Below are 18138 nucleotides of genomic sequence, written 5' to 3'. Positions count from 1 at the left end.
ACTTTGCGTTATTCATCTTAATTGAACCGCCGTATACGGAACCGTACGTACGGTGGTGTGAGAGGTCGGGAGTTAATCACTCCCTCCTACTCGATTTTGAAGTCAATCATATTATTTCCTAAGTAGCCAAACGGACATTTGCTCTGCGATATATTCGGAGCTATGGTTTTTACCATCTCGAATCCACCACATTAAAATGCCAAGAATTGAGGCTGCAATAATATCTCTAGAAACAAGTTCTTCCTCATTATTTATATCGAGTGCGTCACGTCTTGCTTGAATGAACTCTACTATAAAGTCATGCAGCTTTCTTTGGAACGCTTTTTCTTCAAATAACACAGCTAAGTACTTTCGATGCTCATAAAAATAATCGAGGAAAGTAAGTAAATGCTCCTGGCTCCCACGCTCTATACGAAGCAAAGGCGATAATTTCATAGACAGGTCATCGTAAATATCATATACCACGTTGCGCATTAAATCACGCATATCTATGAAATGTAAGTAGAAGGTAGCACGATTCAACTCAGCCCTTTCAGTAACTTTTCGTACAGTTAACTCATGTATACTCTGTGTTTCGATTAATAAAGATATAACCGCCTCCTTCAACAAACGCTTTGAGCGAATGGCACGAGGATCTTCCTTCTTTGATGACATTTTAACCCTTCCTTTATCTATTAAATAAATGGTTTATCAACACTTTAATTTGAAGTGTTGTATAGTTGACGATTTATGAAAAACTGTTGGTGGTTTCTTAATTTAAAAGTTGCTACAATTCATTTTATCGTCACTGTGTTGATAAAGTAAAGGGAGGCCTATTATAAGTTATGACTCAACAAATAAATAAGAAAATATTACTTTTTGTGCTATTACTTGGAGGGTTTATCTCCATTTTAAATCAAACGATTTTAAATGTTGCTCTAAGTAAGTTTATGGAAGTGTTCAGTGTAAATGGAACAACGGTGCAATGGTTGGCAACAGGCTTCATGCTGGTTAACGGTGTTTTAATTCCGATAACCGCTTTTTTAATGAAGCGTTTCTCAACACGTCAATTGTTTCTTAGCTCGATGCTATTATTATTAATCGGTTCAATTTTTTGTGCAGTTGCTCCGAATTTTGCGATATTACTTACAGGTCGTATGATTCAGGCAGCTGGAGCAGGAATTATTATGCCGTTGATGATGAGTATCGTTATGTTTATATTCCCGCCTGAAAAACGAGGGAGTGCGATGGGGCTTGTAGGGATTGCCCTAATCTTCGCGCCAGCAATTGCTCCTACTTTGTCGGGCTTTTTAATTGAATATGTATCATGGCGGTGGTTGTTCATTGGCATCATACCTTTTGTTACTCTTGTCATTCTACTTGCCCTAAAATATTTAGTTAATGTAAATGAAGGGTCTAAAGCTGAATTAGATATATTTAGTGTGATACTTTCAACTCTTGGCTTTGGACTAGTATTATATGGATTTAGTAATGCAGGAAGTCATGGATGGGATGATGTGTGGGTATTGACAGAAATTATCGGTGGATTGTTAGTGTTAACTTATTTTACCATTCACCAATTACGTTCCAACGATCCATTCTTAAATGTACGTGTATTTCAGAATAAAACATTTACTATGACCTCTCTTATTAACATTATCGTTACGATGATGTTATATGCGGATATGATTCTGTTACCAATCTATCTACAAGATGGTCGTGGTTTTACGGCATTTGATGCAGGTCTATTATTACTTCCAGGGGCAATTATTAATGCGTTATTATCGCCTGTTACTGGGAAATTATTTGACCGATTCGGTGCAAAGCCTTTATTTATAATCGGTTTACTATTCGTCATTCCGTCAATGTGGGTTGTAACTGACTTAAGTGAAACAACAACCTTTACATTCCTAATGATTCGTACGATTTTCTTACGTATTGGGTTAAGTTTTATAACAATGCCATTAAATACAGCAGCTTTAAATGCCTTACCGAAGGAGCTAGTAACACATGGTACTGCAGTAAATAATACAGTCCGTCAAATTGCTGGTGCGATTGGTACAGCAATAATTGTCACAATTTATACAGGAAAACAAACAAACTATGCAGTGGATTTAAGTGCTCAAGGTACAACAGAGGGCATTAAAGCATTGTCATCAATATTTGCTTCAGGAGACGCCTATTACTTTATGGCAATTTTAGCGGTTCTTGCTTTACTGATTACATTGTTCACACCGTTAAAAAGACCAGTAAAGACTGAAATGACAGTAGAAGAGGCATCATAGAAAGAAAAATGACACTCGATGGAAAACATCAAGTGTCATTTTTTAAGCCAATAATTCATTTAGATACTCACGTAAATCCTCAGCTTCTTCTTCAGTTTTGTTGAAGACGTGCTCCAGATATCCAGGTTCTTCTACATCATCTGGGCCGATAATCGCAAAGCGACCCATTTGCATATCTAAAACTAATACCTTCCCGAAAAAACGAGAGGATTGCATAATCGCTAAATCATAACGTAATTTTTTGCCAGTAAAGCTGACAAATCTTGTTTTTGACTCTTCTACATCATCATATAAGAAAAAACGCTCCATTTTGTATAGGACTCCTTCCAACTATAAAGAATATGTTACTATATAAGGGAAATAACTATCAACTTTAAATAATGGGGGAACCATTTATGTATTTTGTAGATCGTAATAAAATTTCAGTAACTTTAAAGCACCTAGACGAGCTAATTACTATTTTTGAAAAAGAACAGAATTGGTTACAGAATGATATTACAGCCCTAGCTTTACAACGTATTGGTCATAATACAATGGAAGCCTTAATGGATGTAGGGAACTTAATAATCGATGGATTCATCATGCGTGACCCAGGAAGCTATGAAGATATTATCGAAATCCTGTTAGATGAAAAAGTAATTACTTCTGAGATGGAAATGCCTTTTAAAGAGGTTGTGGGCTTGCGTAAAATGCTAGTGCGTGAATTTGTACAAGTAGATAACCAAATTGTTCTGAAAGTGCTTACAGACAATTTAGAGGCCATTAAACAGTTCACACCACTTGTAACTAACTATTTAGAAAACGAGCTTGGTCCGGTTTCAGCATTTTTACCGGAGAATGCTGAATGAAAAAATATAAAGCCTATTGTTTTGATTTAGACGGAACTGTTTATCGTGGGAAAAAGGGAATTGATTCTGCTGTTCGATTTATTCATCAGCTGCAAAAAGAACAGCTAGAGTATTTTTTCGTAACAAATAATTCCTCAAAAACACCAGGGCAATTACAAAAGGTTTTAGCCGATATTGGAATTGATACACCTACCCATAGAATATATAGCAGTGCTTTAACAACTGCAAAGTATGTTACACAGCATTATAAGGATGCAACTATTTTTATGATTGGATCTGATGGTATCAAATCGGCTTTGGAGGCAGAGGGATTAAATCTTGTGGATACTGATGAAGCACGACCAGATGTGGTTGTCATGGGAATAGATCGAACAGTAGACTACATGAAGTTAGTAAAGGCATCCCTTGCACTCCAGGCAGGGGCAAAATTAGTAGGAACAAATGAAGATATTCGTTTTCCTAGTGAGCTAGGATTTCTTCCGGGGAACGGCTCCTTTGTACGTCTGGTAGCAAATGTAGCGCAAGTGGAGCCAATCTTTGTAGGAAAGCCTTCGCCAGTTATGCTTGAAGTGATTCAGGAAGAGTATGGATTCAAAAAGGATGAAATGGTGATGATTGGAGACAATTATGATACCGATATATTATGTGGGATCCGATTTGGCTGCGATACGATTCATGTTAATACTGGGGTAGTGAGTACGGAGATTGTTTTACAAAAGGACAATAAGCCTACTTATTGTATAGAAGAGCTAGAAATCGTATAAAATAAAATTCCGCGTACAATTGTGCGCGGAATTTTTCAATATGAATGATCCTCCTTAGAAAAGAGGATTTTCTTCAATGTATTGATAGATTTTTTTAGTCAATTCTTCAGGTGTATCAGCTTCTACGATATCACCATTTACAAGTGCGTATAAATTTTGGTCGCATAATGAACAGTAGCTTAAGCACCCATATTCGAGAACATCGATCTCTGGATCATTTTCTAGAACATCATAGGTTTCTTGAGCACCATTTGCTAGATTACTAATGCAAAACTCTACTAATGGATTCACGCCGTTGTCACCTCACTAGACACTCTACTCTGTTTTTTAGCTTTCGTCAATGAATGAGTTTTTGTGAAACTTTTCACAAAAAATTAGATAAAGATATTGTGAAACATCTCACAATAAGTTATACTCTTTATGGATAAATTGTGAACGATTTTTACTTAAACAATCGACATCAGATATAGGAGAGTATTTTATGAGAAAACTAGTTTTACTAGGTGGAGGTTACGGAAATATGCGTATTTTACTGCGCCTATTACCAAATAACTTTCCAGAAGATACAATGATAACTTTAGTTGATAGAACACCACACCATAGCTTAAAAACAGAGTTTTATGCATTAGCAGCAGGTACGACAACAGACAAAAATGTTCGTGTTAGTTTCCCAGAGCATGATCGCTTAAAACGAGTTTATGGTGAAATTACTAATATTGATCGCAAAGAAAAAGTTGTTTATCTAGAGGATGGCCAAACAATTTCTTATGATGACTTAGTAATTGGTCTTGGCTGTGAGGATGACTACCACAACGTACCAGGAGCACAAGAAAATAGCTATAGCATTCAAACAATCGCTAAATCACGCAAAACTTTTGAAAAGCTGTTAGGTCTGCCACCAGGCTCGGTTGTTGGTATCGTTGGAGCTGGATTAAGTGGAATTGAACTAGCAAGTGAATTACGTGAAAGTCGTTCAGATTTAAAAATTAAATTATTTGACCGTTCAGCACGTATTTTACGTGATTTCCCTGAGAAATTAAGTAACTATGTAAAAGATTGGTTTATCAAGCATGATGTTGAAGTAATTGCTGAGTCAAACATTACTAAAGTTGAACCAACGAAGCTCTACAATCATGAAGAAGTGATAGAAGTGGATGCTGTTGTTTGGACAGCTGGCGTTCAACCAGTTGAAATTGTACGCAATATGGATGCAGAAAAGGATCGCAAAGGTCGTCCAATCGTGAACCAATATTTCCACCTATTAGATGATGAGAATGTTTTCGTAGTTGGAGACTGTGCTTCATCGGACTTACCAGCAAGCGCCCAGCTAGCTGAAGAACAAGCGGAGCGTATTGTCAAAGTATTAAGTAAGCGTTGGAGAAACGAACCACTTCCTGAAAAAATGCCACCAATCAAGCTTAAAGGTTTCATGGGTTCTTTAGGGAAGAAACAAGGCTTTGTTCATTTAGCAGATACAACAGTAACAGGTCGTATTGCTCGTTTAATGAAATCAGGTCTACTTTGGATGTATAAACGCCAAAACGATTCTCAATAAGAACAAATAATTTTCAATTAACTGAAGCATAATAAAAAAATACAAAATCTCTATAAACTTGTTACATTAAAGCTTAACGAGCCTATAGAGATTTTGTTTAGTTAAGTAAGATTTTATTCAGTTGCTACAAATCCAAGTTTTTCTAATGTAGAGAAGATTGGTTGAATTTGAATATATCCTTCACCGATGACGTCACCGTTGATAAGAACCAGTGGATAAAAGAACTCATCATTTTGAATACGTTCTGCCCATTCCTTATCACGCTCGTTCTCTAAAGGCTGTTCAATATCGATATAGCGAATAGAAAACGAGTCCTTTGGGAATTTTCGACTGATTGCAGCCTGTAGCCATTCATATGTATCTTTTGAAGATGGAGCATTGACACAGCTAGCACAAATCACTTCGGCACCAAAAACTTCAATAATGGGATTATTTTCTTTCATAGAATCAACCTTTCATGAACTCAAATTATGGATTTTTTTCTTTCTTCACATTATAATTATTTTAATGAAAGGAGTCGAGGGAAATGACAGATTTAGAACAACAAAAAGAACAAGTACAAGAAGTTTTAGATAAATTACGTCCATTCTTACTACGCGATGGAGGAGACTGTGAATTAGTAGACGTTGAAGACGGTATCGTTCGTTTACGCCTATTAGGTGCATGCGGAAGCTGCCCAAGTTCTACAATCACTCTAAAAGCTGGTATCGAACGTGCACTATTAGAAGAAGTACCAGGAATCATCGAAGTAGAGCAAGTATTCTAATATAAAGAATATAATGAAACCCGATTCGGAAAACGGTGAAGTTTTCTGAATCGGGCTTTTTTTTGTTGGTTTGACTGGTTGGGGAGGAGAGAGTAAATTTTAATGCGGTTGATGGGGGAGGAAGTGCAACGGAAGGGTAATCGAAGATCGAAACACCTTTCATGCAGGAGGTGAAACGTGAAGGGAGATTATGGTTAGTGTGAAATGCGTTTCATCGAAGGGATGAAGTGCATTGGAAGGGTAATCATAGCTTAGAACGCGTTCATGAAGGGAATGAAACGTGAAAGGAGACCTTGGTTAGTGAGTAATGAGTTCATAGAGGGGATGAAGTGTATCGGATGGATAATCGCAGCTCAAAACGCGTTTCATGAAGGGGACGAAACGCATCGGTAGTTTCAAATCAAAATAAAACAAACCCATCTCCAATCCATCATTAATTTCCTCCACAAAAAAATGCCTCAAAAGTTACTACTATAACTTTTAAGACATCTTATTTTAAACAGCCTCAGCTGCTCTAACTTTTTCACGCTCTTCTCGAACAAGCTGCCATTGTTCTTTAGCCATTTCGATTACTTTTGCTTCACCGCCAACACGTTGGTTCTCGATTATTTTAGAATAGTAGCGAGTTGCTAAATCCAAATCGCCAATTCTTCTGGAAAGCTCTGCGATCATATATATAACTCGCGTATCTGACATCTGGGTTGAGGCATAATCCTCAGTTGAGTAAGATTCAATATATTGATCGCGAGCGATTTTAAGGAATCGTTGTTCTTGGGTAACATTCTGAAGCTTGCGATAAATCCAGGCAATTCTTAATGTAAGTCCGGCAAGCGTGATGAATTTTTCTTTTTTGATTGACCCACAAACAAATGCTAATTTATAAGTTTCTAATGCCTCTGCAAGTGAGCGTTCATGGTTGTAGCTGCGTGGCACCCATTTTTTTGAAATCTGCTCTAGAATTTGTTCTTTAATACTAGGGCCAAAATATTTAGAAAAGTCTTCAGTAAAAGAAAAGCCACAATGCTCACAGACAAAAACATTGTAGTATAAAGCTGGCACAGATGTTTCAGAATAAGTTGGACAAAAATCAGTATCGGTACTTTCAACTTTAACTAGCTTAGAACGAATTTTCGTTGTAGTAAATGCTTTATTACAGCAGATACACTCAACTTTTTTCTCATAGAAAGGTGATAATTCCATATAGTTTGACCCCTCCCATTTATTTTATATTAAGACTATTATATCATCTGCATACTAGAAAGTAGTGAATAAATTGACCTATTTATGAGTTTGGTTAGTATTATTATAATGATAATGTATTGGGAATTATTGTGAATGCATATTGTAGCACTGAGTGCACATATCTTTATTTTTGTATTGCTCCTTGATATTATATAGGTAGAAGGAAGGTGAATGGGATGACAAGTGAAAAGAAGGTAATTAACTTATCTGAAGCTGCTTCAGTACGTGTGAAAGAAATGCAAAAGCATAATGAAGAAGAAGGCTCTTTTTTACGTGTAACAATCCATGGTGGAGGGTGTAGCGGTCTTTCATATGGCATGAATTTTGACCAGAGCCAAGGTGAAGATGATTATATAGATGAGCAACACGGTTTGAAAATTCTTGTTTCCCGTGAAGACGCACCAATCTTAATGGGTACGGAAATTGACTACAAACAATCGTTAATGGGTGGCGGTTTTACCATCAATAATCCAAATGCCATTGCTTCATGTGGCTGTGGTACTTCGTTTAGAACAGCTAAAGTTGAAGGTACGCCGGAGGTTTGTGAGTAATAATTTATCTTACTTTGAAATGTTCAATAGAATTATATCACCAAAAATTAGATAAATGAGATTTGAGTTAAGAGCCTCTTTGATTCGATGTTTTACGAAACGTTAGGAATTGAAAGGCTTTTTACTTTCTTGAAAGAAATAAATAGATTTAAAATGAAAATTTTATTATGAAAGTAGTAAAAAATAATGCCAATAAAAGTCGAAAGTATAGTCCTTGGTGGTCCGAATGCTGAATTATTCCCATCTTCAGTTAGTTCAAATTTGAATTTTGATGCACTCATTCTCAGTGGTAATAATGCTAAGGAGCTATCTGTAATAATTAAAAAGCATCTGGATACAACCTATGGCTTTATTAAACTCACTTATAATGAAGAAGAATTATTCAATGAGGATTTTCGGAATTACTTAGTTCTTAGATGGGTAATAACTATCGATTGGCTTGAGGAGTATATTAATAATGGTGAAGCAAAGATGATAGAGCCCGAGGGAATTTCGATTAAAAGAGCGTGTGGGAATTCAACTTTATTTATTAATAAAATTGATTCAAAAGAATTTATCTTACCAGAATTTGAATTTCTCGAAAGTACTTTAAAGTCAGGCAAATACTTCTTTGAATATTTTAAGAAGTTTACACAAACCTCAAACTATGAAAACTATTTATTAAAGATTAAAAAACTATTAAACTTAATCTAAATAAATTCAACCTTCTCAAAAGGCAATAACTCCCTTGCAGAAGGTTTTTTCATTTCTTAAACTCTCCTACTTAAGCGTATACTAACAATAACAGATAAATTAATAGAAACGAGGAGGAAGCAAATGAAAAAGGATCGTGGGAAGGTATGGCTTGGGGTTGCTGGAGTAGTCATTAATGGGGACGGCAAGTGGCTTGTGGTGAAGAAGACGTATAGTGGGCTTAAAGGCATATGGTCATTGCCTGCTGGTTTTGTACAGGTTGGGGAGACGGCAGATGAGGCAGTAGTGCGAGAGGTATTAGAAGAGACTGGGATACAATGTGAGGTGTCCGGCTTGATTGGTTTCCGTACGGGTGTTATTCGTGGGGAAATAAGTGATAATATGGCGATTTTCTATTGTATACCGACAGATGGAGAACAATTTATCAAAATACAAGAATCTGAAGTATCGGAAGCTTGCTGGCTATCTGTTGAAGAGCTTGTTGATAGTGGTGAGGCTTCTGTAATGCTGGAGGAAATGGCAAGCCATGAGTTGATTCATCATCAGCTCTTTAAAAAAGATGGCATCAATCCTGGCGATGTCTTTGAATATTCTTCTTATCGATTATTCTTTAATAAGTAGCAGCATTCACACCGATTCTGAGCATAGCAAAAGTTCAGAAGTTGTTCATATCTAGCTCTGTTGCAACTGTATTTATATTTGAAAGGAGGGCTTTTATCATGTAAACTAATGAGAGGAAAACGGAGGTTATACATAAAATGAGTGGTTCAGTATCGTTAGTCCAGTTAATCATCTCAGTCGTACTTTTCTTCGTCATGTTTTTTGGAATCGGTTTCTTATTAAACATGTTGCTACGTATGACTTGGTTAATGGCAATCGTTTACCCAATCGTGGTTATATTTATTATTGATGAAGTTAGCTTTTTAGATTATATTTTTAAAGCAAATACTGCTTTTCCAGCATTATTAGATAAGCTGCAAGCATTGCAGGTTGTAGATATCACAATTTTGATTGGTGGTTTTGCAGGGGCAATTGTTGCAGGTATTGTGATGATTTACCTTCGAAAAGCAGGATATCGTATGTTCTAACAAAAAAACTGACGCCAATTCGGGTCAGTTTTTTTTGTACATAAAATTATTAGAACAAATTATAAAATAGAACAGATACTAAGATTCCAGTTAAAGCGCCCATGAAAACTTCACTCGGCTTATGTCCTAATAATGTTTTTAACTCTTTTATTTTCTCATCTTCATTTTTTTCTGGCCAATGCTTTACTTCGTTGAAAAAGACTGTTAACTCATTTCGTATACGATTGATAATTACTGCATGCTGCCCAGCTTGCCAACGTACACCAGTGGCATCATACATAACTATCGCAGCAAACATTGCAGCTACTGCAAAGATTGGGGAGTCCATTCCAGTTTCAAAGCCTACTGCTGTAGCGAGACTTGTCACTGCTGCCGAATGAGAACTTGGCATTCCACCAGTTGAGGTCATTAAAGACCAATCTAACTTTTTTGTCGCAATTAAATGAATAGGGACTTTTATAAATTGCGCAAATAGTATTGAAAAAATGGATAAAAGTATTGGTGTATTTTGAAGGAGTGCCAAAACTAACAATCCCTACCTTTCTTATCTTTGTCTAAAGTATAGCATATCCGAACGATGTAATTTCAACATATACCAATTCGTAATTTGAAATATTCGAAAATTAGGTATATCTTTACTATAATGAATATAGATACATTCATACCCAATTTGGGAAAGTAGTACATATAAAGTAGCGGTAAAAATGGAGGAATTTTAAAAATGAAAATTGTAAAAGAAGCAAAAACCTTTAATCAGGTAAATACCGAAGTACTTATCGTAGGGGTACAGAAAAATTGTGATCACATTGAAGGGTGGAAGGATTTCGTTTCGTTCTACGGTGAAAGTGTTGAAGACTGGATTCGTACATGTGATATCGACACAGATCGAAAGAAATTAACGAAGCTTCCTTATACAGGTCAAAATGGTCAGCTGAAGCGTGTTTTATTCGTTGGATTAGGTGATACAAAAACATTAACTGAAAATGAACTAAGAGAGACTTTTGGGATTGTTGGGAAGCAACTACGAGCTTTAAAAGTAAATGAAGTTTCTATTTGGTTAGAATCCTTCACAGCAAACCCAATTGATGAGGAGACGATTGCCTTTTTATTTGCTGAAGGAGCTGGTCTAGGATTCTATCAAACACCTAACTATAAAACAACATCCAATGAAGTTGATGTATATATGGATACAGTACATTTTGTAACAAATGGAGATATTGATGAGATTGCGGCAGCTTATGAGGTTGGTAAAATCTATGCAGAATCTGTAAACGAAGCACGTAACTTAGTAAATTTACCTCCAAACTTATTAACAGCAACTGAGCTTGGCAATTATGCTGAAAAATTAGCAAAACAATATGATTTTGAGATTGAAATCCTAACAAAAACTGAACTAGAAGAGCTTGGTATGGGCGGGATCTTAAGCGTCAATAAAGGGTCTGTTGAAGAGCCTCGTCTAATCACGATTAAATACCAAGCAACTGAAAAATGGGAAGATGTTATTGGTCTAGTTGGGAAGGGTGTAACCTACGATACAGGTGGTTATTCTATTAAAACGAAAACTGGTATGGTTGGTATGAAAGGCGATATGGGGGGAGCAGCAGCTGTCCTGGGAGCTATGAAAATTATTGGGGAAGTACGACCAAATAAAAACGTTGTAGCCGTTATCGGATCAACTGATAACATGATTTCTGGTGAAGCCTTTAAACCAGATGATGTCATTACAATGTATAGTGGCAAAACAGTGGAAGTATTAAATACTGATGCAGAAGGGCGCCTTGTACTGGCAGATGCTGTGACATATGCAAAGCAGCAGGGAGCTAACTACTTAATAGATGTAGCTACTTTGACAGGTGGGGTTATCACAGCGCTAGGATTCGATAAAACAGGATCTCTAACAAATAATGAAGAGTTCTTCGATGCATTCATCGAATCTAGCATTGAGACTGGTGAATTTGTTTGGGGAATGCCTTTAACAGAAAAAGATAAAAAGCGCATTCGCAAATCAGATGTAGCTGATTTAAATAACTCACCGGGCAGTGATGGTCATATGATTTTTGGTGGTGGCTTTGTCGGTGAATTCGTAGAGGAAACACCATGGATTCATCTAGATATTGCTGGAACTTCAAATGCTTCAAATGCGCATGATTTAGGGCCAAAGGGAGCGACAGGTGTGATGGTAAGAACTCTCGCAACGTTTGTAGAACGATTAGGCGAACAAAACAATTAAATATCTTACTTTTTGAGAACTTTAAGTCTAGTGGGCATATAGCATACCTTACTTTTCATTTCTAACATAAGTTATTAATGAAAAGGAGGTAGATGTTATTGGTAAATTATTATGGTGGTTATGGTGGATATGGCGGTGGATTTTCTGAGTTTGGATATCCATTTCTAGGCGGATTCTTAGGTGGTTTACTTGGTAACGTAATCGTTCCTGATAATAGAGGCTTCGGTAGACCTTATCCTTATCAGCCGTATCCATACTATGGATACCCAAGATTCCCACAAAGACGCGGTCCTTACAGAAGACACTGGTAAATAAAAAGAAGTGCGAACCTAAAAATTCGCACTTCTTTTTCATTCTATTTAATATTCTGTTCTTTTTTCATACGTTCAATTTCAGGCTTCAAGTCGTCTCGTACTGTTCCAGCCCACGGTTTAACTCCAGCTATATAAGAGGAGCGGCTCATAATATGTCCACCTACAGGACCTGTTATAAACAGGAATAATACCCCTAATAGAATCGTCGGGTTAAAATGATTTTCCATTAACCAGAAGTGGAAGAAAACACCGAGCAATATAGACATAACACCTAATGTAGCACTTTTAGAGGCTGCATGCGCGCGCGTATAAAGATCTGGTAAGCGAAACAAGCCAATAGCAGCTACAACGAGGAATAGTACCCCTAAACTGATAAAGAAAATAATTAAGATATTAGCGAGAATTGTCACGGGTAATAATATCTCCTTTCTCTATATATTTAGAGAAGGCAATTGTACCGATGAAAGATAGGATCGCCAACAGTAAAATTATGTCTAAAAAGAAACTTGTATCAACGATGATTGAAAACAAACCAACTAAACAGATTAGAGCAACACCAATTGCATCTAATGCCACAACGCGATCAGAAGGGGTCGGGCCCTTCACAAGACGATACACCAGGCCAACGATGGATAAGACAATAATAATAATTGCTACCCAAATAAAAGTTGTCATGAACGGCTCACCTCCAATATCGCTTTTTCGAATGTATTTTTAATAGAATCAATTGTTTCATCAATATCATTACTATCAAGTACATGGATATATAATGATTTTGAATCATCTGAAACATGGACAACTACAGTACCAGGAGTAAGGGTAATCAAGCTTGAAAGCAAAGTAATCTCCCAATCCTCTGTTAACTTTGTATCGTATTTAAAGAAAGCTGGCTGTAATTCTAGTCTTGGTCTCAGTACTAAAACTAAAACAGAAACATTTGCTAAGATTAACTCCTTTATAAAGAGGAAGGATAGCTTAATAACAGACCAAACTCGGTCAATATAGAGTCTAGATTTAAAGAATTTGCGGAAAGCGATAATGAGCGCTAGTCCTAACAAGAAACCAATTATAAAGCGAGACAAGGAATAATTAGAGGATAAAAACATCCATAAAAAAGCTAAAAATAGATTTAGTAAGATTTGAAAGGACATTTATTCTCCTCCTTTCATAACTGCATCAGTATAAATAGATGGATCCATTAAAATTTTAGCTGCATCACTCATAAATGGATTTAGCCATTCTGCACCGATACCATAGAAAATCGAAAGAATTACTAAAAGCATTGTTGGAATAAACATACGATTATACTTTCTTTTTTGTACGTCAGTAGAAAGCTGTCCTTGCTCTCCCCAGAAAGCATAGATAAAGATACGCATAACAGATAGAAGTACAATAATACTGGATGCTAATACTACTAAGGTAGACCATGTGTTACCAGCTATAAACCCACCTTGAATAATAAGTAGTTTTCCTACAAATCCACTTAAGGGAGGTACCCCTACTAAACCAAAGCCAGCTATTAAGAAGAACCAGCCTAGTGTAGGATAAGTTTGAATTAGACCACCCATTTTTCGTAAATTAGACGTACCGGTTACATAAATCACAATGCCTATTAACATAAATAATGCAGCTTTAATAATCATGTCATGGATTAGATAAACAAATGCTCCTTGTAAAGCTACTTCGTTCATCTGAGCTACACCGAATAGAATAACACCAACTGCAATGATGATATTGTAAATAATAATTTGTTTCACATCGAAGTGAGCAAGTGCTCCAATACATCCAGCTATTATAGTAACAACAGCTAAGATGAGTAGTAACTCATGTGTATAGGATAAGTCATGTGTAAAGAATAACGTGTATGTACGTGTAATAGCATAAACACCGACTTTAGTTAGTAAAGCACCAAATAACGCAAGAACCGGAATAGGTGGTGCAGAGTAAGCGCTTGGTAACCAGAAGTATAACGGGAAAATCGCAGCCTTCATACCGAACACTAACAAGAATAAAACAGCAATCACAGTAATAATCCCTGGTTGGTTTATTTCAGCAATCTTAAGTGAAATATCTGCCATACTTAGCGTACCTACAACTGAGTAGAGGTAAGCAACTGCTACTACAAATAGTGCAGACGAGATCACATTCACTAAAATATATTTAATGGATTCACGAAGCTGTGCTTTCTCTCCACCAAGTACAATCAATAAATAAGAAGCCATTAATAATACTTCAAAGAATACGAATAAGTTGAATATATCCCCCGTAGTAAAGGCTCCGTTTACCCCTGTGATAATAAACATAATCCCAGGATAATAGAAGAATTGCTCACGTTCTTTTCCGATAGAGCCAAATCCATACCATACTATGAAGAGAGAAATTACTAAGGTTGTTAGCATTAGAACTGAAGCAACCATATCTCCCATCATTGTAATACCAAAAGGTGCTGGCCAATTTCCGAGAGTGACGGTTTGAGGACCGTCCATATAAACATTTGATACAAGACCAATTGCACAAATGATAGAAATTACAAGCCCTAATAAAGTTGTAATACGTTGATAAGCAATATTCTTCTGCCCGAACAGCAATAGCATGGCGAAGAAAAAGGGAATAATTATAGGCAGTAAAAGAAAGTTACTCATTTTCTTCACTTCCTCTCATTAACGACATATCATCTGTTTTTAGTTCAGAATATGCACGGTAGGCAAGAACTAAGAAAAAGGCTGTAACACCGAAACTAATAACAATAGCTGTTAAGATTAACGCTTGTGGAAGCGGATCGGCGAAATCTGTTACACCATCACTTAAAACAGGTGGGACAGTACCTTTGAAGCTTCCCATTGTTAAAATCAGTAAATGTGCACCGTGACTCAATAATCCAGTTCCAATAATAATTCGGAGAAGACTACGAGAGAGTATTAAGTAAACAGCAGCCATAAATAGAAATCCACAAACAAATGCCATAACTATCTCCATTATTCATCCTCCCCAATCGTTTGAATAATGGTCATCGTCACACCAACAACAACCAAATATACACCTAAATCAAATAAAGCTGCGGTATGAAGAGATGTTTTTCCTAAAATAGGTAAATTGAAATAATCGTAGTAATGTGTGAAAAATGGTTTACCAGTAAACATGGAAAATGCAGCTGTACCTAATGCAAGAATTAAACCGATTGCAACCATATTAATATAATTGATCGGCAGAATCGTTTGAACCGTTTTTAAGTCAAATGCAATAATTAGTAGAACAATCGCACTTGCTGTTACTAAGCCCCCAACAAAACCTCCACCAGGCGTATAGTGACCAGCAAAGAATAAGTGAACGGCGAAGAAGAAAATTATGAAAAAGACAAGTTTAGCAGTAAACTGCATAATTACATCATTTGTTTTCATAGTTTATCTCCTTTCGTGCTCAAGCGAAGCTTAATCATTGCAAAGATACCAATACCGGCAATGGCTAAAACAGCAACCTCAAATAATGTATCGAATCCGCGGTAATCCACTAAAATTACATTTACAATATTTCCTCCACCTGCTAAGGAATACACTGTTTCTTTATAGTACTCAGAAATAGAACCGATAAATTTTTGAGAATGAGCTGAAAGAGCAACAAGCGTTACCATTACACCAACTGCTATAGATACAAACGCTCTACTAAATCTAAAACGAGTTCGTTCCTCCTCCTTCCTGTACTGAGGAAGGTGATAGAAAGCAAGTAAGAATAGTGCTACTGAAATCGTTTCAATTACTAATTGTGTAAGTGCTAAATCTGGTGCGTTAAACATTACGAAGAACAGCGAAACAGTGTATCCCACTAATCCTAATGCAACAATTGAAGTAATTCTCGATTTTGCAAACACAGTTGTAATTGTACCTACAACTAAAACAAGAATTACGATAATCTGATGTGGACGTATTGGTGAAGCATCTTCAAAGCTTACTCTAAATGCATCCTGAATAAATAAAGTTGCAATAACTATGATGGCAATTGACCCGAGCATATAGCTTAAATAACGTCGGATTGATCCAGTCATATATTGCCCAGATAAGCGTGCAACCCATTTGTCAAATAACTCATAGATAACAAAGTCATATAAATTGTTCAAGGTTAATTTTGAAGGGAATAGATTGTACATTTTTTGCCATTTAGCTAGCGTTAAGTATAATACCAGTCCTAAAGCAATGATACCAAATGTCATATATAATTCTGTTGTAATTTCTCCATGCCATGCAGCTACATGGATATTAATCTGTTCTGGACTACTGTATAGGAAAGGCTGAATAGCCATTACTGCTGGTTTAATGAAAGTATCTGCAAGGATGTTTGGGATAAAGAATAATACAACTACTAAACCAGCTAAAATAACTGGTGAAATTAACATCCCCACAGGTGCTTCATGTGGTTTATGTGGTAATTCCTCGATATTTCCTTTTCCAGTAAATGTTTTAAATACAAAGTAGAAGCTGTAAATAAATGTAAATACACTAGCGATCCAAGCTATAATAGGGAATAAAATACCCCATGTTGAGAAATTAAATAAATCAAATTGGGCGATTGAGATCATGGCAGTTAAGAACATTTCTTTACTTAAGAATCCATTAAATGGAGGCAAGCCCGCCATTGAGAAGCTTCCTATAATAGCAACAGTAAAGCTGACTGGCATGATACTCATTAATCCACCTAGCTTTCGGATATCACGAGTACCAGTTTCATGGTCCACAATCCCCGCAATCATAAACAAGCTTCCTTTAAAGGTAGCATGATTTATAAGGTGGAAAATTGCTGCAAAGGCTGCATATTTAAAAATTGACGATTCTGCACCTTCTACATGATAAGCAATTGCTCCTACGCCAAGTAAAGACATAATTAGACCAAGCTGACTGACAGTTGAGAAGGCAAGAATCCCTTTTAAGTCTCGTTGCTTCAGTGCAAAGAAGGAGCCCCAGAATAATGTCAGTAAACCAGTAGCGCTTACTAACCAAACCCAAACCTCTGATTGGGCGAAAATAGGTGTGAAACGGGCTACTAGATAAATTCCAGCTTTAACCATTGTTGCTGAGTGAAGGTAGGCACTAACTGGTGTTGGCGCTTCCATTGCATCTGGTAACCAAATATAGAATGGGAATTGGGCTGATTTTGTAAATGCCCCGAGTAATATTAAAACAAGTGCAACTACAAATAGATCATTTGTTACAAGCTCTGGTGCTTGGGCAATCAATTCGCGAATAGAGAATGTATCTCCCATAATGGAGAGTAATACGAATCCCCCTAGCATCATCATCCCACCGGCTACTGTTATCATGGTAGATTTAAGTGCACCGAATCGAGACTTGTCACGGTTGTTCCAATAGCCAATTAATAAGAATGAGGAAATCGAAGTCAATTCCCAGAATAGATATAGCGTCATCATGTTGTCTGATTGAACGACACCAAGCATCGCACACATGAACATTAATAAGTAGATATAAAAGTTATGCAACTTCTCTCTAGTACGATCTAAATAGTAAATTGAATAAAGAACAACCAGTGCTCCAATCCCAGAGATGAGTAAAGAGAACAATAAGCTCAACCCATCGAGATAGGAAACGAACGATATTCCAAGTGATGGTATCCATTCTAACTGTTCAATGATTGTATCTCCTTTAGAGATAGCCGGTACAAAGGTAGCATAGTAAATAACAAGAAAGACTGGTACGACTAAAACAAACCATCCCGTATGTATTGAACTGATTTTCTTAAAGAAGAAAGGCATGAAAATTGCAGCTAGTAATGGAATGAAAATACAAAATACTTGAAACAAAAATAATCCCCCTTTCA

General features: G+C 36.5%; 24 protein-coding genes. 11 read left to right on the top strand and 13 right to left on the bottom strand.

From position 1 onward, the window contains the following. Nucleotides 1-111: 111 nt before the first annotated feature. Nucleotides 112-654: a TetR/AcrR family transcriptional regulator gene (locus BJ095_RS15485; protein WP_107936892.1), complete on the bottom strand. Its 543-nt coding sequence runs from the start codon at nt 652-654 to the stop codon at nt 112-114. Nucleotides 655-824: 170 nt separating this feature from the next. Between BJ095_RS15485 and BJ095_RS15480 the strand changes: the two genes are divergently transcribed. Then, a complete protein-coding gene (locus BJ095_RS15480; RefSeq protein WP_107936890.1) occupies nt 825-2264 on the top strand; it encodes a DHA2 family efflux MFS transporter permease subunit in 1440 nt (479 codons plus the stop codon). A gap of 42 nt (nt 2265-2306) precedes the next feature. Here the strand turns inward: BJ095_RS15480 and BJ095_RS15475 are convergent, their stop codons facing one another. Then, nucleotides 2307-2573 carry a DUF3055 domain-containing protein gene (locus BJ095_RS15475; protein ID WP_107936889.1) on the bottom strand — a complete coding sequence of 89 codons (267 nt, stop codon included), beginning with the start codon at nt 2571-2573 and terminating at the stop codon, nt 2307-2309. A gap of 86 nt (nt 2574-2659) precedes the next feature. Here BJ095_RS15475 and BJ095_RS15470 point away from each other — a divergent pair, with 86 nt between their 5' ends. Both BJ095_RS15470 and BJ095_RS15465 read left to right on the top strand, forming a co-directional pair. Continuing rightward, on the top strand, nt 2660-3112 hold the full coding sequence (locus BJ095_RS15470; RefSeq protein ID WP_107936887.1) for a DUF86 domain-containing protein: 453 nt from the start codon (nt 2660-2662) through the stop codon (nt 3110-3112). Then, nucleotides 3109-3876 carry a TIGR01457 family HAD-type hydrolase gene (locus tag BJ095_RS15465; protein ID WP_107936885.1) on the top strand — a complete coding sequence of 256 codons (768 nt, stop codon included), beginning with the start codon at nt 3109-3111 and terminating at the stop codon, nt 3874-3876. The genes BJ095_RS15470 and BJ095_RS15465 overlap by 4 nt, the downstream gene beginning before the upstream one ends. A 54-nt stretch (nt 3877-3930) precedes the next feature. Here BJ095_RS15465 and BJ095_RS15460 read toward each other — a convergent pair whose 3' ends face one another. Further along, on the bottom strand, nt 3931-4167 hold the full coding sequence (locus tag BJ095_RS15460) for a YuzB family protein (RefSeq protein ID WP_107936883.1): 237 nt from the start codon (nt 4165-4167) through the stop codon (nt 3931-3933). Nucleotides 4168-4357: 190 nt separating this feature from the next. On the opposite strand from BJ095_RS15460, the gene BJ095_RS15455 reads away from it, so the two are divergent. After that, nucleotides 4358-5431, top strand: coding sequence for an NAD(P)/FAD-dependent oxidoreductase (locus BJ095_RS15455; RefSeq protein ID WP_107936881.1), 1074 nt, complete (start codon nt 4358-4360; stop codon nt 5429-5431). Nucleotides 5432-5544: 113 nt separating this feature from the next. Here BJ095_RS15455 and BJ095_RS15450 read toward each other — a convergent pair whose 3' ends face one another. Further along, complete coding sequence (locus tag BJ095_RS15450) at nt 5545-5874, bottom strand: YuzD family protein (RefSeq protein WP_107936879.1); 330 nt, start codon at nt 5872-5874, stop codon at nt 5545-5547. A gap of 83 nt (nt 5875-5957) precedes the next feature. Here BJ095_RS15450 and BJ095_RS15445 point away from each other — a divergent pair, with 83 nt between their 5' ends. Beyond that, nucleotides 5958-6197, top strand: coding sequence for a NifU family protein (locus BJ095_RS15445; RefSeq protein WP_107936877.1), 240 nt, complete (start codon nt 5958-5960; stop codon nt 6195-6197). 495 nt (nt 6198-6692) lie between these two features. On the opposite strand, the gene BJ095_RS15440 is transcribed toward BJ095_RS15445, so the two are convergent. Then, nucleotides 6693-7397, bottom strand: coding sequence for a DUF2225 domain-containing protein (locus BJ095_RS15440; RefSeq protein WP_107936875.1), 705 nt, complete (start codon nt 7395-7397; stop codon nt 6693-6695). A 218-nt stretch (nt 7398-7615) separates the two neighbouring features. On the opposite strand from BJ095_RS15440, the gene BJ095_RS15435 reads away from it, so the two are divergent. The 4 genes from BJ095_RS15435 to BJ095_RS15420 all read left to right on the top strand — a co-directional run bounded on the left by BJ095_RS15435 (nt 7616) and on the right by BJ095_RS15420 (nt 9771). Continuing rightward, a complete protein-coding gene (locus BJ095_RS15435) occupies nt 7616-7990 on the top strand; it encodes a HesB/IscA family protein (protein ID WP_107936873.1) in 375 nt (124 codons plus the stop codon). A 186-nt stretch (nt 7991-8176) separates the two neighbouring features. After that, nucleotides 8177-8683: a hypothetical protein gene (locus tag BJ095_RS15430; RefSeq protein ID WP_107936871.1), complete on the top strand. Its 507-nt coding sequence runs from the start codon at nt 8177-8179 to the stop codon at nt 8681-8683. Nucleotides 8684-8806: 123 nt separating this feature from the next. Further along, nucleotides 8807-9304, top strand: a complete 498-nt coding sequence (locus BJ095_RS15425; protein ID WP_107936869.1) for an NUDIX domain-containing protein — start codon at nt 8807-8809, stop codon at nt 9302-9304. Between the two features lie 137 nt (nt 9305-9441). Then, nucleotides 9442-9771 (top strand): YuiB family protein, encoded by a 330-nt coding sequence (locus tag BJ095_RS15420; protein WP_107936867.1) that lies wholly within the window; start codon nt 9442-9444, stop codon nt 9769-9771. 49 nt (nt 9772-9820) lie between these two features. Here the strand turns inward: BJ095_RS15420 and BJ095_RS15415 are convergent, their stop codons facing one another. Further along, the gene (locus BJ095_RS15415) at nt 9821-10294 is read right to left on the bottom strand and encodes a divergent PAP2 family protein (RefSeq protein WP_107936865.1); all 474 of its coding nucleotides are present in this window, start codon (nt 10292-10294) and stop codon (nt 9821-9823) included. Nucleotides 10295-10492: 198 nt separating this feature from the next. Between BJ095_RS15415 and BJ095_RS15410 the strand changes: the two genes are divergently transcribed. Further along, nucleotides 10493-12001: a leucyl aminopeptidase gene (locus BJ095_RS15410; protein WP_107936863.1), complete on the top strand. Its 1509-nt coding sequence runs from the start codon at nt 10493-10495 to the stop codon at nt 11999-12001. Between the two features lie 98 nt (nt 12002-12099). Continuing rightward, on the top strand, nt 12100-12312 hold the full coding sequence (locus tag BJ095_RS15405) for a hypothetical protein (RefSeq protein ID WP_235867683.1): 213 nt from the start codon (nt 12100-12102) through the stop codon (nt 12310-12312). Nucleotides 12313-12356: 44 nt separating this feature from the next. Here BJ095_RS15405 and mnhG read toward each other — a convergent pair whose 3' ends face one another. Genes mnhG through BJ095_RS15370 form a run of 7 tightly spaced genes read right to left on the bottom strand, consistent with a single transcriptional unit; the run spans nt 12357 to nt 18073 of the window. Next, nucleotides 12357-12725, bottom strand: a complete 369-nt coding sequence (gene mnhG, locus BJ095_RS15400; protein ID WP_107936859.1) for a monovalent cation/H(+) antiporter subunit G — start codon at nt 12723-12725, stop codon at nt 12357-12359. After that, nucleotides 12709-12990 carry a Na(+)/H(+) antiporter subunit F1 gene (locus tag BJ095_RS15395; RefSeq protein ID WP_107936857.1) on the bottom strand — a complete coding sequence of 94 codons (282 nt, stop codon included), beginning with the start codon at nt 12988-12990 and terminating at the stop codon, nt 12709-12711. Before BJ095_RS15395 ends, mnhG begins: the two co-directional genes overlap by 17 nt. Continuing rightward, entirely contained in the window at nt 12987-13466 is a 480-nt protein-coding gene (locus BJ095_RS15390) for a Na+/H+ antiporter subunit E (RefSeq protein ID WP_107936855.1), read from the bottom strand. Before BJ095_RS15390 ends, BJ095_RS15395 begins: the two co-directional genes overlap by 4 nt. Beyond that, complete coding sequence (locus BJ095_RS15385; protein WP_107936852.1) at nt 13467-14957, bottom strand: Na+/H+ antiporter subunit D; 1491 nt, start codon at nt 14955-14957, stop codon at nt 13467-13469. Next, on the bottom strand, nt 14950-15291 hold the full coding sequence (locus BJ095_RS15380; RefSeq protein WP_107936850.1) for a Na(+)/H(+) antiporter subunit C: 342 nt from the start codon (nt 15289-15291) through the stop codon (nt 14950-14952). Before BJ095_RS15380 ends, BJ095_RS15385 begins: the two co-directional genes overlap by 8 nt. After that, nucleotides 15291-15713 carry a Na(+)/H(+) antiporter subunit B gene (locus BJ095_RS15375; RefSeq protein WP_107936848.1) on the bottom strand — a complete coding sequence of 141 codons (423 nt, stop codon included), beginning with the start codon at nt 15711-15713 and terminating at the stop codon, nt 15291-15293. Before BJ095_RS15375 ends, BJ095_RS15380 begins: the two co-directional genes overlap by 1 nt. Further along, the gene (locus BJ095_RS15370; RefSeq protein WP_235867685.1) at nt 15710-18073 is read right to left on the bottom strand and encodes a Na+/H+ antiporter subunit A; all 2364 of its coding nucleotides are present in this window, start codon (nt 18071-18073) and stop codon (nt 15710-15712) included. The genes BJ095_RS15375 and BJ095_RS15370 overlap by 4 nt, the downstream gene beginning before the upstream one ends. Between the last annotated feature and the right edge of the window lie 65 nt (nt 18074-18138).

The sequence above is a fragment of the Ureibacillus chungkukjangi genome (genome assembly GCF_003217295.1).
GTDB lineage: Bacteria > Bacillota > Bacilli > Bacillales_A > Planococcaceae > Ureibacillus > Ureibacillus chungkukjangi.
Note: the sequence above shows the minus strand (reverse complement) of the source record. Positions and strands in the feature narration are given on the sequence as shown.

Coding starts and splice junctions, on each gene's coding strand:
- BJ095_RS15385 (WP_107936852.1), bottom strand. CDS start 14,957: ATGAGTAACTTTCTTTTACTGCCTATAATTATTCCCTTTTTCTTCGCC.
- BJ095_RS15475 (WP_107936889.1), bottom strand. CDS start 2,573: ATGGAGCGTTTTTTCTTATATGATGATGTAGAAGAGTCAAAAACAAGA.
- BJ095_RS15435 (WP_107936873.1), top strand. CDS start 7,616: ATGACAAGTGAAAAGAAGGTAATTAACTTATCTGAAGCTGCTTCAGTA.
- BJ095_RS15480 (WP_107936890.1), top strand. CDS start 825: ATGACTCAACAAATAAATAAGAAAATATTACTTTTTGTGCTATTACTT.
- BJ095_RS15455 (WP_107936881.1), top strand. CDS start 4,358: ATGAGAAAACTAGTTTTACTAGGTGGAGGTTACGGAAATATGCGTATT.
- BJ095_RS15450 (WP_107936879.1), bottom strand. CDS start 5,874: ATGAAAGAAAATAATCCCATTATTGAAGTTTTTGGTGCCGAAGTGATT.
- BJ095_RS15410 (WP_107936863.1), top strand. CDS start 10,493: ATGAAAATTGTAAAAGAAGCAAAAACCTTTAATCAGGTAAATACCGAA.
- BJ095_RS15380 (WP_107936850.1), bottom strand. CDS start 15,291: ATGGAGATAGTTATGGCATTTGTTTGTGGATTTCTATTTATGGCTGCT.
- BJ095_RS15395 (WP_107936857.1), bottom strand. CDS start 12,990: ATGACAACTTTTATTTGGGTAGCAATTATTATTATTGTCTTATCCATC.
- BJ095_RS15465 (WP_107936885.1), top strand. CDS start 3,109: ATGAAAAAATATAAAGCCTATTGTTTTGATTTAGACGGAACTGTTTAT.
- BJ095_RS15425 (WP_107936869.1), top strand. CDS start 8,807: ATGAAAAAGGATCGTGGGAAGGTATGGCTTGGGGTTGCTGGAGTAGTC.
- BJ095_RS15375 (WP_107936848.1), bottom strand. CDS start 15,713: ATGAAAACAAATGATGTAATTATGCAGTTTACTGCTAAACTTGTCTTT.
- BJ095_RS15445 (WP_107936877.1), top strand. CDS start 5,958: ATGACAGATTTAGAACAACAAAAAGAACAAGTACAAGAAGTTTTAGAT.
- BJ095_RS15430 (WP_107936871.1), top strand. CDS start 8,177: ATGCCAATAAAAGTCGAAAGTATAGTCCTTGGTGGTCCGAATGCTGAA.
- BJ095_RS15420 (WP_107936867.1), top strand. CDS start 9,442: ATGAGTGGTTCAGTATCGTTAGTCCAGTTAATCATCTCAGTCGTACTT.
- BJ095_RS15440 (WP_107936875.1), bottom strand. CDS start 7,397: ATGGAATTATCACCTTTCTATGAGAAAAAAGTTGAGTGTATCTGCTGT.
- BJ095_RS15370 (WP_235867685.1), bottom strand. CDS start 18,073: ATGCCTTTCTTCTTTAAGAAAATCAGTTCAATACATACGGGATGGTTT.
- BJ095_RS15485 (WP_107936892.1), bottom strand. CDS start 654: ATGTCATCAAAGAAGGAAGATCCTCGTGCCATTCGCTCAAAGCGTTTG.
- BJ095_RS15390 (WP_107936855.1), bottom strand. CDS start 13,466: ATGTCCTTTCAAATCTTACTAAATCTATTTTTAGCTTTTTTATGGATG.
- BJ095_RS15470 (WP_107936887.1), top strand. CDS start 2,660: ATGTATTTTGTAGATCGTAATAAAATTTCAGTAACTTTAAAGCACCTA.